This window comes from Ensifer sp. 1H6 (assembly GCF_001976035.1).
Classification (GTDB): domain Bacteria; phylum Pseudomonadota; class Alphaproteobacteria; order Rhizobiales; family Rhizobiaceae; genus Ensifer; species Ensifer canadensis.
Genome location: NZ_MOAI01000011.1, coordinates 160,054 through 177,136 on the forward strand (window position 1 = coordinate 160,054; position 17,083 = coordinate 177,136).

Annotated in this window: 19 protein-coding genes and 1 pseudogene; 9 read left to right on the plus strand and 11 right to left on the minus strand. The window is 62.3% G+C overall.

Going from position 1 to position 17,083, the window contains the following annotated elements; genetic code table 11:
- Positions 1-238 precede the first annotated feature (238 nt).
- Positions 239-847, minus strand: coding sequence for a 50S ribosomal protein L25/general stress protein Ctc (locus tag BKP54_RS15335; protein ID WP_025427932.1), 609 nt, complete (start codon positions 845-847; stop codon positions 239-241).
- Positions 848-1,078: 231 nt separating this feature from the next.
- Positions 1,079-2,260 (minus strand): benzoate/H(+) symporter BenE family transporter, encoded by a 1,182-nt coding sequence (locus BKP54_RS15340; RefSeq protein ID WP_025427931.1) that lies wholly within the window; start codon positions 2,258-2,260, stop codon positions 1,079-1,081.
- 248 nt (positions 2,261-2,508) lie between these two features.
- Here BKP54_RS15340 and BKP54_RS15345 point away from each other — a divergent pair, with 248 nt between their 5' ends.
- From BKP54_RS15345 to BKP54_RS15355, 3 genes are all read left to right on the plus strand, one after another.
- Positions 2,509-3,465, plus strand: coding sequence for a helix-turn-helix domain-containing protein (locus BKP54_RS15345; protein ID WP_025427930.1), 957 nt, complete (start codon positions 2,509-2,511; stop codon positions 3,463-3,465).
- Between the two features lie 267 nt (positions 3,466-3,732).
- Positions 3,733-5,241 carry an aldehyde dehydrogenase gene (gene adh, locus BKP54_RS15350; RefSeq protein ID WP_025427929.1) on the plus strand — a complete coding sequence of 503 codons (1,509 nt, stop codon included), beginning with the start codon at positions 3,733-3,735 and terminating at the stop codon, positions 5,239-5,241.
- Positions 5,242-5,440: 199 nt separating this feature from the next.
- Complete coding sequence (locus BKP54_RS15355) at positions 5,441-5,833, plus strand: DUF779 domain-containing protein (protein WP_025427928.1); 393 nt, start codon at positions 5,441-5,443, stop codon at positions 5,831-5,833.
- Positions 5,834-5,918: 85 nt separating this feature from the next.
- On the opposite strand, the gene BKP54_RS15360 is transcribed toward BKP54_RS15355, so the two are convergent.
- The 4 genes and pseudogenes from BKP54_RS15360 to BKP54_RS37300 form a co-directional block, all read right to left on the minus strand.
- Entirely contained in the window at positions 5,919-6,272 is a 354-nt protein-coding gene (locus BKP54_RS15360; protein WP_025427927.1) for an EF-hand domain-containing protein, read from the minus strand.
- 17 nt (positions 6,273-6,289) lie between these two features.
- Positions 6,290-6,529, minus strand: coding sequence for a membrane protein (locus BKP54_RS15365; RefSeq protein ID WP_025427926.1), 240 nt, complete (start codon positions 6,527-6,529; stop codon positions 6,290-6,292).
- A gap of 516 nt (positions 6,530-7,045) precedes the next feature.
- Positions 7,046-7,978 (minus strand): ribose-phosphate pyrophosphokinase, encoded by a 933-nt coding sequence (locus BKP54_RS15370; protein WP_025427925.1) that lies wholly within the window; start codon positions 7,976-7,978, stop codon positions 7,046-7,048.
- 208 nt (positions 7,979-8,186) lie between these two features.
- Positions 8,187-8,854: pseudogene (locus tag BKP54_RS37300) on the minus strand (hypothetical protein).
- Between BKP54_RS37300 and BKP54_RS36520 the strand changes: the two are divergent.
- Complete coding sequence (locus BKP54_RS36520) at positions 8,736-9,041, plus strand: hypothetical protein (protein ID WP_245317840.1); 306 nt, start codon at positions 8,736-8,738, stop codon at positions 9,039-9,041. The pseudogene BKP54_RS37300 and the gene BKP54_RS36520 sit on opposite strands and share 119 nt — an antisense overlap.
- A 49-nt stretch (positions 9,042-9,090) precedes the next feature.
- Here the strand turns inward: BKP54_RS36520 and BKP54_RS15380 are convergent, their stop codons facing one another.
- The 4 genes from BKP54_RS15380 to lgt all read right to left on the minus strand — a co-directional run bounded on the left by BKP54_RS15380 (position 9,091) and on the right by lgt (position 13,255).
- Complete coding sequence (locus tag BKP54_RS15380) at positions 9,091-10,242, minus strand: Xaa-Pro peptidase family protein (protein WP_025427923.1); 1,152 nt, start codon at positions 10,240-10,242, stop codon at positions 9,091-9,093.
- Position 10,243: 1 nt separating this feature from the next.
- Positions 10,244-11,038 (minus strand): peptidoglycan editing factor PgeF, encoded by a 795-nt coding sequence (pgeF, locus tag BKP54_RS15385; protein WP_025427922.1) that lies wholly within the window; start codon positions 11,036-11,038, stop codon positions 10,244-10,246.
- Between the two features lie 255 nt (positions 11,039-11,293).
- Positions 11,294-12,397: a class I SAM-dependent methyltransferase gene (locus BKP54_RS15390; protein ID WP_025427921.1), complete on the minus strand. Its 1,104-nt coding sequence runs from the start codon at positions 12,395-12,397 to the stop codon at positions 11,294-11,296.
- 12 nt (positions 12,398-12,409) lie between these two features.
- Positions 12,410-13,255 carry a prolipoprotein diacylglyceryl transferase gene (gene lgt, locus BKP54_RS15395; protein WP_025427920.1) on the minus strand — a complete coding sequence of 282 codons (846 nt, stop codon included), beginning with the start codon at positions 13,253-13,255 and terminating at the stop codon, positions 12,410-12,412.
- Between the two features lie 191 nt (positions 13,256-13,446).
- Here lgt and BKP54_RS15400 point away from each other — a divergent pair, with 191 nt between their 5' ends.
- The 5 genes from BKP54_RS15400 (at position 13,447) to BKP54_RS15420 (ending at position 16,400) form a co-directional block, all read left to right on the plus strand.
- A complete protein-coding gene (locus BKP54_RS15400; RefSeq protein WP_025427919.1) occupies positions 13,447-13,707 on the plus strand; it encodes an accessory factor UbiK family protein in 261 nt (86 codons plus the stop codon).
- 447 nt (positions 13,708-14,154) lie between these two features.
- Positions 14,155-14,655 (plus strand): YbjN domain-containing protein, encoded by a 501-nt coding sequence (locus BKP54_RS15405; RefSeq protein ID WP_025427918.1) that lies wholly within the window; start codon positions 14,155-14,157, stop codon positions 14,653-14,655.
- Position 14,656: 1 nt separating this feature from the next.
- Complete coding sequence (proC, locus tag BKP54_RS15410) at positions 14,657-15,475, plus strand: pyrroline-5-carboxylate reductase (RefSeq protein ID WP_025427917.1); 819 nt, start codon at positions 14,657-14,659, stop codon at positions 15,473-15,475.
- 15 nt (positions 15,476-15,490) lie between these two features.
- Positions 15,491-15,832, plus strand: a complete 342-nt coding sequence (locus tag BKP54_RS15415) for a tRNA-binding protein (RefSeq protein WP_025427916.1) — start codon at positions 15,491-15,493, stop codon at positions 15,830-15,832.
- A 4-nt stretch (positions 15,833-15,836) separates the two neighbouring features.
- Positions 15,837-16,400 (plus strand): protein-tyrosine phosphatase family protein, encoded by a 564-nt coding sequence (locus tag BKP54_RS15420; protein ID WP_025427915.1) that lies wholly within the window; start codon positions 15,837-15,839, stop codon positions 16,398-16,400.
- Between the two features lie 158 nt (positions 16,401-16,558).
- Here BKP54_RS15420 and BKP54_RS15425 read toward each other — a convergent pair whose 3' ends face one another.
- The gene (locus BKP54_RS15425) at positions 16,559-17,062 is read right to left on the minus strand and encodes a tetratricopeptide repeat protein (protein ID WP_198956839.1); all 504 of its coding nucleotides are present in this window, start codon (positions 17,060-17,062) and stop codon (positions 16,559-16,561) included.
- Positions 17,063-17,083 lie beyond the last annotated feature (21 nt).

Consider the following 17,083-nt stretch of genomic DNA (forward strand, 5'->3'; position numbering starts at 1 on the left):
CTTTAGACGCTTGCTTACAAATTTCCCCGGCGCAAGAACATCATCAAAACCTTAAATGTTGCTGAAATTGCTACGTGACAATTCGTGAGGAAGCCTGCTCGATTGCAGGACAGGGACAGCACGGCGGCAACCGGTGCGTTCAACGCAAAAGGCCCGCCTCGTTTGACGGGGCGGGCCTTTCAATGGGTACCGCAGGGTATCCGGCCGATGCCGGATCGCCGCTTCACCTCAAGGTGAATCAGGCTTCTGCTTCGCCTTCTTCTTCTTCCTTCAGACCGCCAGCCGGAGCAGCGATCGTGGCAACCGTGAAGTCGCGGTCGGTGATAACCGGGGTCGCGCCCTTCGGCAGCTTGATGTTGGAGATGTGGATCGCGTCGCCGACCTTGTGACCCGACAGGTCAACGGTCAGGAATTCCGGAATGTCGTCGGCAGCAACGGCCAGTTCGACTTCGTGGCGAACGATGTTGAGAACGCCGCCGGCCTTGAGGCCCGGGGACTTCTCTTCGTTGACGAAGTGAACCGGAACCTGAACGGTGACCTTGCTGTCCTTGGAGACGCGCAGGAAGTCAACGTGCATGGTGAAGTCGCGGACCGGATCCAGCTGGTAGTCCTTCGGCAGGACGCGGATCTTTTCGCCGTTGACGTCGATGACCGCAACGGTGGTCATGAAACCGCCGGCGTGGATCTTCATCGTCACGTCCTTGGTGGACAGCGCGATCGAAATGGGGGCCTGCTTGTCACCGTAGATGACAGCTGGGATAAGACCGTTGCGACGGAGTTCACGGGAGGACCCCTTACCAACCCGTTCGCGCGTCTCGGCCTTGAGCTCATAAGTTGCGTGGCTCATAGGTAGACCTTTCTATGTCTAATTCTGGAGAGTTCATCCGCAATGCGGAAAAACCGAAGCCGCATGGGCTTCATCCGCGTTGCCTCCAAGGGTGTCTACGCGGACGGGCGGTGCATAGACGAGATCACCCGCAAATGCAAGCTTTGCCGCGGTTTTAAAGCATGTGGCGCAGAGTGCACAGCGGTTTTGCGATTGACTTGCGTGAAATCAAAGTGCGAAGGCGCGTCGCGCTCAGGCCTTTTTGCGCGTGAAGCGCGCCAGCGCCAGCATCAGGCCACCGGCGATCAGCCCCCAGAAGGCGCCCGAAACGCCGCCGAAGCTGACGCCGGAGGCGGTGACCAGGAAGGTGATTGCGGCCGCCTCGCGTGTCCTGGCGTCGGTGAAGGCCGCCATGGCGGAGCCGGCAAAGGCGCCGACAAGCGCAAGACCGGCGACTGCCTCGATCAGCACCGATGGTGCGAGGCTGACGAAGGTGGTGACCGCGCCGGCGAGCAGGCCGAAGATGACATAGAAGATGCCGGCATTGATCGTCGACCAGTAGCGTCGCGCCGGATCCGGATGGCTGTCGGCGCCGGCACCCATGGCCGCCGTGATCGCCGCAAGGTTGACCGCATGGCCGCCGAAGGGCGCGCTCAGCATCGAAAACAGGCCGGTCGTCGCGAACAGCGGGCCGGGGGTGGGGTTATAGTCATTGACCTTCATGACGGCGATGCCGGGAATGTTCTGCGACGCCATTGTAACGATGAACAGCGGCAGCGCGATGCTGATCATCGCAGGCGTCGTGAAGGCGGGCATCACGAATTCCGGCCGCGGCACCAGAGCCGAAGACAGCTCGGCCAGGGCATCAGCAGGCATTTCGACGCCAAAGGCGATCACCAGCACGAAGGCGAGCAGGGCGGCCGGCACCGCATAGAGCTTGTTGACGCTGCCGACGATCGCCCAGGCCAAGAGGATCGGCAGGCCGAACAGCGGATTGAAGCCGATCGCCTTGACCGGGGCAAAGCAAAGGCTGAGCAGGACGCCGGCCAGCATGGCATTTGCCAGTGTCGCCGGAATGGACGAGACCATGCGGCCGAGCGGCTTCCAGAGGCCGGCAATAACGATGAGCAGGCCGCAGACGAGGAAGGCACCGACCGCGGCGTTGAAGCCGCCCTCGACCATGCCGGAACTGGCGAGCAGCGCGGCACCAGGCGTCGACCAGGCGACGCTGACCGGCAGCCGGGTCACGGCACTGAGGATGACGGCGCATACGCCCATCGAGATCGACAGCGCCATCAGCCCGGATGCGGCCTGTGCTTCTGTCGCACCGACGCCGCCAAGGCCGTGAAGGACGACGGCGAAGGAGCTGGCGAAGCCGACAAAGGCGATCAAGAGACCCATGAAGAGGCTCTGGAGCGAGAAGTCACGAAGCATGGCTGGCAACCGGTTGTTGTGAATGAGTGTCGGATGATGCTCGAACTCGCGTATCATATTCCGCCGGCGTGTCGATACCGCCGGCGTGATGAACGCATCAAACGCGCTGATGCGGGCATGAAGGTGGACCTTCGTCTTGCTGGACCTCTCATCCAATCGATGCCTATAGTATGGCCAAAGCAGGCTCAGCCGTTTGGGAGATCGGGTGGGACTTGCGTTGCCGGACGTGGCTTGCAGGGAGGAAACCGATGCCTGCCGTCAGGGATCATACGGAATACGTCTATCAGGTTGCGCACCGGTCCTCGGCGGCTGCAAGCTCGCCGGTGGCCGCATCCTGGCGCCGCTGCATGACGCTCCATGGCCTGGCACCTGAGGATCGGCGCACACCGGTTCGACTTTCCGATAGCGAGTTCCGATTGGCGCGGCAGCGATCGGCCGAACTGATCGCCGAGGCGGGCGGCGAACTCGACCGGCTGTTTGCGACGGTCGGCAAGGCCGGCTGCTGCCTGCTTCTGACCGACGACAAGGGCGTGGCGCTGGAGCGGCGTGGTGCGGTCGGTGACGATGCGGATTTCCGCGATGTCGGACTGTGGTCAGGAACTATCTGGAGCGAGGCCAGCGTCGGCACCAACGGCATCGGCACGGCGATCGCCGACGAGCGCGCCGTCATTATCCAGCGTGATCAGCATTTCCTCAGCAGCAATATCGGGCTTAGCTGCACGACCGCGCCGATCCGCGATCACCTCGGCCGGCTGGCGGCGGCGATCGACATCTCCACCTGCCGCGATGATGCGTCGGAGATCACCGTCTCGCTTTTGTCACAGGCCGTGCGCGATGCGGCCGCGCGTATCGAGGCGGGGCTCTTCCGTCGAGCCTTTGCCGGATCGCGGATCGTGCTCGTGCCGATCGACCGGGCAGGGCCGGCACTTCTGGCTGTCGATCGCGACGACCTCGTCAAGGGCGCGACACGCGCGGCGCGGCAATGGCTCGGACTCGACGACAAACGCATCGCCTCGGGCATTCCGGCATCCGATCTTCTCAAGGAGGATCCGTCCGGCGACGGGAGCGAGCTTCCCGATGCCGAGCGGGCCGCGCTTCGGCGCGTGCTGTCGCGCGCCAATGGCAATGTGTCGATGGCAGCCGAACTGCTCGGCATCAGCCGCGCCACGCTTTATCGCAAGATGAAACGGCTTTCGGTTAACTGAACTTTTACCTCAAATGAGGCTGCCCCCTCATCCTAACCCTCTCCCCGCTGGCGGGGAGAGGGTCCCGGCAGGGGGATGAGGGGCCGAAGCGGCTCGAATCACTCATCAACGCGCCGCTTATTGCGCTGCAGCACGCTGACCTCAGCCCAGGTGTCTCACATCTGAAACAGATCGCGTCGCTGGCGATCGTGCCTCACTATCGAACACGCACGTTCGGCTTCACCTTCCTCTCACAGCTTTGGTTGCTGTTCACAGGGAGGAATGAACATGTTGCATCAGAAGATCGTCGAGAGCCCGTTCAAGCAGAAATACGGCAACTTCATCGGCGGTGAATGGCGCGAGCCGGTGGCCGGGCGCTATTTCGACAATACGACGCCGGTGACCGGCGGCGTGCTGTGCCAGGTCGCGCGCTCGGATGCGGCCGACATCGAGCTTGCGCTCGACGCTGCCCATGCCGTCCGCGAGAAGTGGGCGCGCACGTCGGCTGCGGAGCGGTCGAACATCCTGATGAAGATCGCCAGCCGCATGGAAGACAATCTGGAGCTTCTGGCGCGCGCCGAGACCTTCGACAACGGCAAGCCGATCCGCGAAACCATGGCCGCCGACATTCCGCTGGCGATCGATCATTTCCGCTATTTCGCCGCCTGCATCCGCGCCCAGGAAGGTTCTATCGGCGAGATCGACCACGACACGGTTGCCTATCATTTTCACGAGCCGCTCGGCGTCGTCGGCCAGATCATCCCCTGGAACTTCCCGATCCTGATGGCCGCATGGAAACTCGCGCCGGCGCTGGCCGCTGGCAATTGCGTGGTGCTGAAGCCGGCCGAGCAGACGCCGGCCTCGATCCTGGTCTGGGCAGACCTCGTCGGCGACCTGTTGCCGGCCGGCGTGCTCAACATCGTCAACGGTTTCGGTCTTGAAGCCGGCAAGCCGCTGGCCACCAGCCCGCGCATCGCCAAGATCGCCTTTACCGGCGAGACGACAACCGGGCGGCTGATCATGCAATATGCCAGCCAGAACCTCATTCCGGTCACGCTCGAGCTTGGCGGCAAGTCGCCGAACATCTTCTTCGCCGACGTGCTGGCCGAGGACGACGACTATTTCGACAAGGCGCTCGAAGGTTTCGCGATGTTCGCGCTCAACCAGGGCGAAGTCTGCACCTGCCCGAGCCGCGCCCTGGTCCAGGAAAGCATCTATGATCGCTTCATGGAGCGGGCGTTGAAGCGTGTCGAGGCGATCCGACAGGGCAACCCGCTCGACAGCGCCACGATGATCGGCGCGCAGGCGTCGAGCGAGCAGCTCGAAAAGATCCTCTCCTATATCGACATCGGCAGGCAGGAGGGCGCTGAGGTGTTGACCGGCGGCGGCCGCAACGTGCTCGAAGGCGAGCTGGCGGAAGGCTTCTACGTCAAGCCGACCGTCTTCCGCGGGCACAACAAGATGCGGGTGTTCCAGGAAGAGATCTTCGGGCCGGTGGTGTCCGTCACCACCTTCAAGACCGAAGCCGAAGCGCTGGAGATCGCCAACGATACGCTCTACGGCCTTGGCGCCGGGGTCTGGAGCCGTGACGCCAACCGTTGCTACCGCTTCGGCCGCGAGATCCAGGCGGGCCGGGTGTGGACCAATTGCTACCATGCCTATCCGGCCCATGCGGCCTTCGGCGGCTACAAGCAATCGGGCATCGGTCGCGAGACCCACAAGATGATGCTCGACCATTACCAGCAGACCAAGAACATGCTGGTGAGCTACAGCCCGAAGGCGCTCGGCTTCTTCTGAGGCTTCGCCATCGTTCCCTCTCCCCTATGGGAGAGGGCCTCCCAGGTGTGGCCGAGGGCTCTTCTCCAGCTCTCGCCCTCGGTCCACCCCGACTTTGAAAACGCAAGGCGCGGCGCTTGTTTCAAGGCGCTTGATTCGCGCATATCGTCATCGCAAAACCGCTGCACACTTTTGCGCGACATGCGCAAGGAGGCTCAACATGACCACCACCGAACCGCGCGTGCTGGCGACCGACGCGGCGCTCGAGTTCATCGCCGAGATCAGGCGCGATCATCCCGACATCCTGTTCCATCAATCGGGTGGCTGCTGCGACGGCTCGTCGCCGATGTGTTATCCCGCCGACGACTACATCGTCGGCGACAATGACGTGAAGCTCGGCGAGATTGGCGGCGTTCCCGTCTATATCAGCGCCAGCCAGTTCGAAGTCTGGAAGCATACGCAGTTGATCATCGACGTGGTGCCGGGCAGGGGCGGGATGTTCTCGCTCGACAATGGTCGCGAGCGACGCTTCCTGACGCGTTCGCGCCTCTTCGGTGGTGGCGAGGCCTGCCCGCTGGCGGCCACAGCCACGGCGACAAGCGCCGGCGCATGACCGCTACTTCCGCCAGCGTGAGCTGACAGCCGTGTCCTCTGTTGCGCTGCCTTCGCGACCGTTTTTCGTCCGATCCGCGCGCGTTCTACTGCAGACTGCCGTCGCCGCCGCGGTCGGCCGCCTTGAAATCGGCCATCACGCTGTTCAGGAACTCGCTTTGGGTGATCTTGCCGTCGCGGTTCACGTTGATGGCGGCAAACTGTTGGGCGTTAAGGACAGGCGCTACCTCGTCGGCGCTTAGAGTGCCGTCCTTGTTCTTGTCCAGATTTGCGAAAGCCGTTGTCATGAAGGCCTGATATTCGGACCGGCTGATCACGCCGTCGCCGTCGCGGTCGAGCCGATCCATTTGCCCCTGATACATCGCCGCAGGCTTATCCTGTGCGGCGACCGGAGCGAACTGGCAAAGCACGGATGCCATAAGGAGAGTCACTTTTCGCATCTCGTAGCCTTTCGCAATCAGCGGCAAGTCAAGGCATTACCAACCGCACCGCCAAGGGTGGCGCCGCCGCCGACAGCCCAGAGCTGACCGGTGCCTGCGCCGATGGCCGAGCCGGCGAACCCGCCAAGGATTGCGCCGCTGACGGTCCCGGCAAGGCAGCCGAAATCGCCGGTGCTCGTCCGAGAGTACGTAGCAGATTGGCAACCAGACAAGGCGAGGCCGCCTGCAAGAATGAGGGTTAGCGTACAGTTACTCATCTTTTCCTCCAAAATTATCCGGGGTGATCGGGATAGATCGGGGAGCCGCCATTTGCGTGGCGCTGCATGGAAGTAACGTTCCGATTATGTTCTTCTAAGAATCAAAAAGGCTTCTGTTCGATCAGAAGCACGTCATTGATGAACAATGCTGTCTGCAGAGAAAGGTGTCAGCAACAGCGGGCAGATGTTACCCCTTGGGATGGAAGATGACAACTCTCGGGGGCCGTTGCTACAGCGCCGCGCCTCCAACTAGACGCGCAAAGATTGCTGTAGCGCTTTGATTTACTGCATAATTCTTTCGCTAGACCGTTTTCGATTTAACGAAAGAATTATGCGCTAAGGCATGTCGCACAAGAGTGCACAGCCGTCTTGCGACAACGACATGCGTGAAATCGAGCCTTGGAAGCGCGTTGCATAGGGCTGCCTAAACGCAACGCGCTTTTCAGGAACGACAGAAAATGGGCGCCAAATCCCGCTTGACGAAGACGGATGCTTTTGCGGGCGGCCGAGCCTCTCTCAGTCGAAGAGGCTCGAAACCGATTCTTCCTGGCTGGTGCGGTTGATCGCCTCGCCGAGCAGAGTTGCCGTGGTGATGACGCGGATGTTGTGCGCCGACTGAACCGCCGTCGTCGGCTGGATCGAGTCGGTGATGACAAGTTCCTTAAGCATCGACGAGGTGACGCGGGCAACCGCGCCGCCGGAAAGCACGCCGTGGGTGATATAGGCGGTAACGCTCGTTGCGCCGTTCTTCAACAGCGCTTCGGCCGCGTTGCAGAGCGTGCCGCCGGAATCGACGATGTCGTCGATCAGCAGGCAGTCCTTGCCCTTCACGTCACCGATGACGTTCATCACTTCGGATTCACCCGGGCGGTCGCGGCGCTTGTCGACGATGGCAAGCAGACAGTCGAGACGCTTGGCGAGCGCACGGGCGCGTACCACGCCGCCGACGTCGGGCGAAACGACCATGACGTTCTTCAGGTCGTAGTTTTCCTTGACGTCGCGGGCGAGGATCGGGATCGCATAGAGGTTGTCGGTCGGAATGTCGAAGAAGCCCTGGATCTGGCCGGCGTGAAGATCGAGGGTCAGCACGCGATCGGCGCCGGCCTCGGTGATCAGGTTGGAAACCAGCTTGGCCGAGATCGGCGTGCGCGGACCGGGCTTACGGTCCTGGCGGGCGTAGCCGAAATAGGGCAGCACCGCGGTGATGCGGCGGGCCGAGGAGCGGCGCACCGCGTCGATCATGATGAGCAGTTCCATCAGGTGATCGTTGGTGGGGAACGAGGTCGACTGGATGATGAAGACATCCTCGCCGCGCACGTTTTCGCCGATCTCGACGAAAATCTCCTGATCGGCAAACCGCCTTACGGTCGCTTTTCCAAGAGGCAGGTTGAGATAGTTGCAGATCGCTTCGGCCAGCAGCCGGTTCGAATTGCCTGCGAAAACCTTCATTGACGGACCGCCTTGAGCTGGCGCGGCTACCGTCCGGGTTCATTTCCGGGAGCGGCATTTTCCGCGCAGATTCCGAGAGCCATTCCAATCGCGGACATTCATTGCGGATGGCCGCCGTTCAGAGCTGATCGGCCGCTTTTTAGCGACACTGAACTTGAATGCAAGGGGAATGCTGCGCCGCGAAGCGCATTATCCTAAAAACTTTGTATCAACCGGGTCTGGATTGCCGCCATTCGAGGTAGGCGCTGATGGTTTTGGTGGCGATTGCCTGCATGGTTTCGGCCGGAATGCCCTCCCAGAGATCGGCACCGACAGTGGCAACTGAGTCCTGCCCCTGAATGCGGTGCAGCCGATTGCCGCTGCCGTCGAGCACATCCCAGACGTAGACGATCGTGGTCTTGCCATTGTCCTTCAGGGCCGAGAAGTAGCCCTTGAGGATATGTTCGCTGCTGGCATCGGCCGAACCCTTGATCGTCAGGCCATGGCTGCGCGCCTCGGCGCCGAGCTGTTTCGACAGCGGCGTGACGGCGGCGACAGGCGCGCCGATGATCGGCAGGAAGCGGATCGTCCCGCTCGTCGCCGTGCTTGCGGAAGGCACGGAGGCAACGGCCGGCTGCTGCTGCTGAACCTCTTCGGCAACAGGTTCGGATGTTTCCACAGGCGCGGCTCGGCGAGCATCGTCGTGTTCTGCACCGGTTCCACACCGGAAGCCAGGCGACTTGCCTGCGCCTCAAGCGAGCCGGCGGGATCGGTGTAGGTGCTGTCGCCGGTCGCATATTCCGTCGGCATGCTGGCAGGTGCCGGCTGGGAGGCGAAGGCCCGGGTCCGCTGCACCGGCGAGCTTTGCACCGGAACGACGGCGGTCTGCGTCGACATCGATTCGAGGTCGGACTGCGTCACCGGCGGCGAGCGGAACGTTCCGCCGCCGACATCGACCTGCGGTATCAGCGCGTCCGTGCTGTTACAACTTGCCAGGGCCGCTACAAGGCCAAGGCTTGCGATGGGCGTGATAAGCTTTCGCATCGTTCAAACCGTCCGTCTTTCCTTCGCGGCAGTTCTGTGAAGTCATCTCCTGTTGTCTGCCATTTCAGCGCGAGTGTAGGCGGATTTCCCTAAGCAGAAATGAAGTCCAGCCCATAACGGGAAAGAGCACGCGGCGTATCGGTGGTTGTGATGTAGGTCTGGCCGAGCGTCATGGCCGTGCCGCTGTCGGAATCCATGATGATCATGTGCACGAACAGCGACATGTCAGGCTCGATCTCCTGCGGGTTGCCGACATGGAACATCTGGTGCTCCATCCAGGACGGCGAGAAGCGCGCGCCCAGCGAATAACCGCAGGTGTTCAAGCGGTGCCGGGCCAGGCCGCGCTCGTCCATGATCTTGGCGTGCACGTCGAAGACCGTGCCGAAGGTGTTGCCGGGGCGCAGCACCATCTCGATCGCCTGGATGGTCTCACGGCAGGCGCTGTAAAGCTCGCGGTGGCGGTTGGTCGGTTCGCCGATCACGACGGTGCGCATCATGGCGGCGTGATAATGGGCGCTGACGCCCGCCCATTCCAGCGTCAGCTGATCCTGGCTGTCGAGCAACCGGCGGCCGGCCTTGTAGCGGCAGAGCAGCGCGTCGGCGCCCGACCCGATGATGAACTCGTTGGCGGGGTAGTCGCCGCCGCCGGCAAGGATCGCTCCCTGCATCGCGGCAAGGATGTCAGCTTCGTTGCCGCCGGGGCCGATCAGCGGCAGCGCGGCGTCGAGCGCGTCATCGGCAAGGCTTGCGGCCTTTTCCACATGGGCGATTTCGGCCGGGCTCTTGATCAGGCGCAGCCGGCTGACGAGCAGCGAGGCATCGACGAGCTCGCCGAAGGTCGAAAGCTGGTTGTCGACAAGGCGTGCGGTGCGGCCGGTCATGCCATGGGTGTCGTATTCGACGCCGATGCGGCTGCCGAGCAGGTCCATTTCGCTCAAGAGGTTCTTCAGGTCCATCGTCGGGTCGGCGTTGACACGGTCGACCCAGATCTCGATGCGCTCGATATTGGAGGTGTGACGGGCCTGGCGCAGGTCGGCCGAGCGCGTCAAAAGCACCATTGAACCGTCCTTCTTGACCACCAGCGTCTGGAAGAAGCAGTAGCCGAAGGTGTCGTAGCCGGTCAGCCAGTACATGCTTTCCTGGGCAAAGAGCAGAACCGCGTCGAGCTTGTCTTCGCGCATCTTCGCGGTCAGCCGCTCAAGGCGGGCGGCATATTCCTCCTGGGCAAATTGAAGCGCCATGTCAGGTCTCCCGTATGCAAATTGCGGATATCTGCCGGCCGTAGTCCGGCTCCTGCCGATGCGTGGTGCGGCGGTAGGAGAAGAAGCGATCCTCGTCTGCATAGGTGCAGATGTCGAGGTTTTCGGCGGTAACGCCGGCTGCGGTAAGGCGTGCGATGGTCAGGCCCGGCAGATCGAACATGGCGTGGCCGTCGCGTTCGGATGGGTTGAAGAATTGCGCATAGCTGCCATCGGTCGCCAGGAACCGATCGACGAACTCGGCGCCGACTTCGTAGTTGCGCCGGCTGATCGAAGGTCCGAGACAGGCGACGATGCGTTCGCGGCTGGCGCCGAGCGTCAGCATCGCCTCGATCGTGCTTTCGAGCACGCCGCCGAGCGCGCCCTTCCAACCGGCATGGGTCGCGCCGATAACACCGGCGTCGGCATCGGCAAACAGAATAGGTCCGCAATCGGCCGACAGAACGCCAAGCACGATGCCGGGCGTCGCCGTCACCAGGGCGTCGGCCGTAGGTCGGCTGCCGTCGTAGCTTGCGTCCACGACGATGGCGTCGGGGGAATGGACCTGATGGACGGTGGCAAGCTGTTCCGGAGCGGCGCCGAACCAGCGGCTGACACGAGCGCGGTTCTCACCGACCCGCTCCTTGTCGTCATTCGAGCCGAGACCAACATTCAGTCCGCGATAGATGCCTTCGGAAACGCCGCCTTGGCGGGTGAAATAACCATGTGCGATCGCCGGACCGGCCTTGTCGCTAAAGAGCGAGCTTTGCACGGGGGAAAGCGCGGCATCATGCTGCATCGGTGTTTTCGCCCTTTGCTTTGACGTGAGTTTCAATGGGGTTGGGGGCACGTGTGGCCCGGTGGCTGGCGGCTGATTTGCCAGCGCGATGTTGACCCGCGATGGCGGGGCTGTCAATTGCCGAACGACAGGGGTGCCGTTCGGCGCGGGCTTAGGGCCGATGGCGCAAGGCGCCAATCCCAAGGCTCAAGGGGCGCAGGAACACCCCAGGCCCTCTATATGATTTTCACCCTTGGCCGGCCACGCCCGAAGCAATCATGCCTTGGGTTTGCGAAACGGCGGAAGCGCGATTGGCGGGCTGCTGACGGCGAGCACCTTGAAAAGTTCGCCCATCTTGCCTTCGCCGGATCCGGCAAGCCTTTCGACGTCCTGGCGGATGCCTTCCTGGATCATTGCATCCTTCTCGCGGCCCAGCGCCGCGGCGCGCTCCAGAAGACCAAGGCCGATCAGGAAATCGCCCTGGTGAGCAAGCCCATTGATCTGCACGCCGTCGTTCTGCGCGCGCCGCGCCAGTTGCTCGAAGTCGACATGGCTGGTCAGGTCGGCGCGTCCAGGGTTGGCAAGTGGCGGATCGTACTGATGGTCGAGCAGCGCTTGCAGCGTGTCGCCGTAGTTCGTCGCCAGGTGCCCGTAGTCGATGATGACGGCGGTGCCGCCGCCGATCTTCAGCCGTTCGCAAAGGGCGGCCATGACTGCGTCGCGGGCAGGCGCGATCTCGAAGATCGTGCCTTCGGCAACTGCTTGTGCGGGCGTCGGCAACAGTGTCGGGTCGATGCCGGCAATCCCCGCGGCAAATGTCAGCTCGTCCTCAGCGTCGAGGCCGACCATGCGTTCGCGAAACCCTTGCGGCGTTCGCACGAACTGGCGGATCGGGATGGCATCGAAAAGCTCGTTGGCCGCCAGGAGCACAAAACCCTCCGGCAGCGTTTCGAAACTGGTGTGCCATTCCACCTTCTCGCCATGGGCGGCCAGTGTTTCCGCCTGGATCTTGCGCAGGCGATCACTCGTTTCGACGAGATGGACGCTGGCGGTGGCATAGAGTTCGGGGGACAGGCGCCTGACGACCCGTAGGACGTCGGACATCATCGTGCCGCGGCCGGGGCCGATCTCGACGATCACGGGCTGCTCCGGCGCGCCATGCTGCTGCCAGGCATGAACCAGGAAGATGCCGATCATCTCGCCGAAGAGCTGGCTGATTTCAGGCGCCGTGGTGAAGTCGCCCGCTTTGCCGAAGGGTTCGCGAACGCGATAGTATCCGTGCTCCGGATCCGCGAGGCAGAGCGAGAAATAGTCGGTGACGCTGATCGGTCCGTTGGTCCTGATCAGCGTCTTTATCTTGTCCGCGAGTGGTGTCGTCATGCGCCCGTCCAATTATGCAGCAGCGACGGCGGCCCGGCACGCCCGGGCGATGGCCCAGATGCCGGCAAGCGCCATCGGCAGCGAAAGCAGCATGCCCATGGTCAACCAACCGCCGGCGAGATAGCCGATCTGCGCGTCCGGTTCGCGGAAGAATTCGACGAAAATGCGGCTTGCGGCATAACCGAGCACAAAGATGCCGGTGACAAGACCCGGCGATTTCAGCGCATGGCGGCGATAAATGAACCAGGCGATGACGGTGAGCAGCACGAGACCCTCGAGTGCCGCCTCATAGAGTTGGCTCGGGTGGCGGGCAAAGGGGCCGCCGGTCGGAAACACCATTGCCCAGGGCATGGACGACAGCCGGCCCCAGAGTTCGCCATTGATGAAGTTGGCGATGCGGCCGAAGAACAGGCCGATTGGCACCACGGTCGCGACGATATCGAACATGCTCCAGATGGCGATGCCGTTCCTGCGCGCAAAGACGATCATGGCGATGGTCGTGCCGAGGAAGCCGCCGTGGAACGACATGCCGCCATTCCAGATCTCGAGCGCGCGGATCGGGTTTTCGAGAACGGAGCCCAGATCATAGAAGAGGATGTAGCCGATGCGGCCGCCAAGCACGATGCCGCCGGCGGCCCAGAGCAGGAAGTCGTCGAGCTGCGCCAGGGTTGCCGCGGGTTCGCCATTGCGCCAGAGCGACGTGTTCTGCACGAGGCGGCGCGCGTAGTACCAGCCGATGAGGATACCGGCGACATAGGCCAGTCCGTACCAGTGGACAGCGAGCGGACCGATCTGGAAGATCACGGGATCGATTTGAGGGAAGGGGAGAATGGCGAGGCGGGTCGCGATGGTTTCCAAAATGTCTTCTCGTTCCGGACCGGTTGTTTTGCCGGAACATGGCGATCGAATCCGGCGGGGTCAAGGCCGCTTGCGGCCGACGGCCAGCCACAGTTTGGTGATTTTTCTTGCATCCGTTCGCGCCTGACCCTACCTGAAAACCAGGACCGCATCGCAGTGCGAGGCGGCGGCTGAATATGGAGATCAGAACGATGAGCACAGGCGCCAACCGCATCATGGATGATTTTGCCAAGTTGATGACCGATGCCGCAGGGGCGGCCCAGGGTGTGCGTCGCGAGGTCGAGACCGCGTTTCGCGCCCAGGCCGAGCGCGCGATGAATTCGCTCGATGTCGTCAAGCGCGAGGAGTTCGAAGCCGTGAAGGAAATGGCGATCAAGGCGCGCGACGAAAACGATGCGCTTCTGGCGCGTATCGAGGCTCTGGAAGCGCGTCTCGCCGAAAGTGGCAAGTAACGCGATTCTTGCGAAATAACGGCTTTTCAACGTTTCTACTTCGCCCGCGGATCGATTCTGCGGGCGTTTTGCTGTCGTTATTCCTTGGCGGTGTGAAACGCCGCACAGGGAGGTTAATAAAACCTGAAAAGTTTTCCACCTGTGGACACTGGCAAAAAACCCTTATGCCAGAGTCGCTTAACCACCCGCGCTGAATCGAAATGGCAACACGCAAGTGGTTGTACCCGGCTATTTTTCGGCCGGGGGGCTGGCAGCCTGACTCCGCCATTATACACTGATTTTAAATGATGATTCGAAACGGACCACGCAAGCTCCAGGCAGGGTAAGTCAGCCAGGATGGATGTGAGTTCAGCAATCATAGTGTGTTCTTATTCAGTGCCAGGTTTGCAGAGTTGCGTCTTGTAAACGTGATAACGCGCGCCTGTGTCGCGCCTACTAGGGTGATGCATGAGCCTTTTGGAAATGGAAATCGAGCGTCAGTCCAACCCGGTCGATATGATCGAGTTTGTGGCCGCCACCAATGACTGGTCATTCGAACGGTCGGGCGAGGACGAGATCGCCATGACCGTGGAGGGCAAGTGGGCGGACTACCACGTTTCCTTCTCGTGGATGGAAGAGTTCGAGGCGCTGCATCTTGCCTGTGCCTTCGACATCAAGGTTCCCGACAGCCGCGTCAACGAAGTCATCCGTCTTCTGTCGCACATCAACGGTCAGGTGCTCATGGGGCATTTCGATCTGTGGCGGCAGGAAGAGGTGGTGATCTTCCGGCAGTCGCTGCTGCTCGCCGGCGGCGCCGAGCCCACCAATCAGCAGGTCGAAGTTCTGCTTTCGAGCGCGCTTGATGCCTGCGAGTCCTATTTCCAGGCGTTCCAGTTCGTCGTCTGGTCGGGCATGGATGCGCAGCGCGCCGTTGATGCGGTGCTGTTCGAAACGGTCGGGGAGGCTTGAGATGGCAGCCGTCGCTTCCGGTCCCATCGTTCTCATCGGCGCCGGCAACATGGGCGGCGCCATGCTCAGCGGTTGGCTGAAGAGCGGCGTCAAGGGCGCCGACATTCTCGTCATCGATCCCGGCCCGCCGCCGGCGATGGCAAAGCTGATCGCCGACAATGGCGTCAGTCACGCGACCTCGGCTCCCGCTGGCGTCGAGGCTGCGGTGATTTTCATCGCCGTCAAGCCGCAGGTGATGGAGGCGGTGCTGCCGCCGCTGAAGACACTCGTCGGTGCAAGCACGGTGATAGTTTCAGTCGCTGCCGGCAAGACGCTTGCCTTCATCGAAAGCCATCTGGGTGCTACCGCCACCGTGCGCGCCATGCCCAACACGCCGGCGATGATCGGGCGCGGTGTTACCGGCGCCTTTGCCAATGCCCGCGTCAGCGACGCGCAGCGCGGCCAGGTACATGATCTCCTGAAGGTCAGCGGCCCGGTCGAATGGGTCGAGACTGAAGCCGATATCGATGCCGTCACCGCCGTTTCCGGAAGCGGTCCGGCCTATGTCTTCTACCTCGTCGAGTGCATGGCGGAGGCCGGGCGCAAGGCCGGTCTCAAGGCGGACCTCGCCATGCGGCTCGCGCGGGAAACCGTCGCGGGGGCTGGTGAACTCCTTTATCAGTCCCCCGACGACGCTTCGCGGCTGCGCCAGAACGTAACCTCGCCGGGTGGCACGACCGCCGCAGCACTCGCGGTGCTGATGGCCGATGACGGGATGCAGCCACTTTTCGACAAGGCCATTGCCGCTGCCCGCCAGCGCGCCGAGGAACTGGCCGGTTAATTCAAGAGCATTGTCATGTCGGAAACGATTACTTTCGCAGATTTCGAACGCGTCGATATTCGTGTCGGCACCATCATCGAAGCCGAGGTTTTCCCCGAGGCGCGCAAGCCGGCCTACAAGCTGCAGATCGATTTCGGCCCTGAAATCGGCATAAAAAAGTCATCGGCGCAGATCACGGTGCACTACCAGCCTGAGGATCTCATCGGCCGGCAGATCATGGCAGTGGTCAATTTTCCGCCACGCCAGATCGGTCCTGTCCGTTCCGAGGTTCTTACGCTGGGCTTTGAAGACGAGGCTGGCGCAATCGTGCTGGCCGCCATCGACAAGGCGATTCCCAACGGCCGCAAACTGATGTGATCCGATGACAATCCATGTTGATCTGATACCCGAGCGCGTCAAGGTCTCCTGCCTTTGGCGCGCGGCTGATGCTGCGCGCGACTGGCGCGCCAGCCATGTTCTCTCGCTGCTCGATCCGGAATTGCCCGATACCGACGTGCCTGTTATCGCCGAGGCGAGCCACCGCGTCGTGCGCATGCGCGATCAGGAAAACGCCGGTGCGACGCAGCATTTCCCGGATCTGGTCCTTGAAGTGTTCGAAGCGATGCGGCCGGCTGCCGACGACAGGTCGAGCCGCATTCTGGTGCATTGCCATGCCGGCGTCAGCCGTTCGACCGCTTTTGCCTATGGTTTGATCGCCCACCAGCTCGGCGCCGGCCGCGAGGACGAGGCTTTTCGGGCGCTTTTGATGATCACCAGAAAGCCCTGGCCGAACCGCCGGATCATCGAGATCCTCGATGCGTCGCTTGGTCGTGAGGGCCGGTTGCTTGCACCGCTCGACGCCATGCGCGCGCGCCATCCGCGTCGCATCGATGCCTGGCACCGCTTCAACGAGCGGCGCGGCCTGATTTCCATATATTCGCGCTAGAGCATTCCAGGAAAAGTGCGAAGCGGTTTTCCGTCAAGAAATGCGTAAAAACAAAGAGATAGAGCGTTTGTGCGGTTCCGTCTAAATCGGAAACGCTCAAGAATAAACCGGCCGAAGGTGGGCAGCGCTTTCGGGGAAAACGACTTGCTTGGGGATGCTCACGCGTCCGACAGCAACGCGTCGGCGTAGCGCTTGAGCGAGCGATTGTAGCGGGGCAGATGGCGCGCCAGACGGCCGAGCGCCAGGCCCGCCGCCTCCTGCGCTCGTCCGGCATCGACGAGCGAGAGCGCCAGAAAGCCTAAGACCGCATCGTCGAGTTCGTCGGATGGCATTGTCCGTTCGGCCTCCAGCAAGGCAATGCTCTCTTCGATCTGCCCGAGATTGCGCAGCGTGCTTGCAAGCTGGATGGTGGCGCGGCGGCGGCGAATGCCGGAGAGGCCACCGGCAAGCGCCTGCCGATACAGAGGTGCTGCATTTGCTTCGTTGCCGAGGGAATCCTGGGCTGATGCACGCTCGAAGAGGCCGATCGGATCGCCGTCCGGAAGTTCGGCGGCCAGCACATCGAGCCGTGCGATAAACGCGTCCGCGTCCATATGGCCGAAATCCGCCCAGTGCAGCGCCAGCCGCTGTTCCCAATCGTCCCAGTCTAGCGTGTCGGACAAGTCCGGAGCCTCCATATTTGC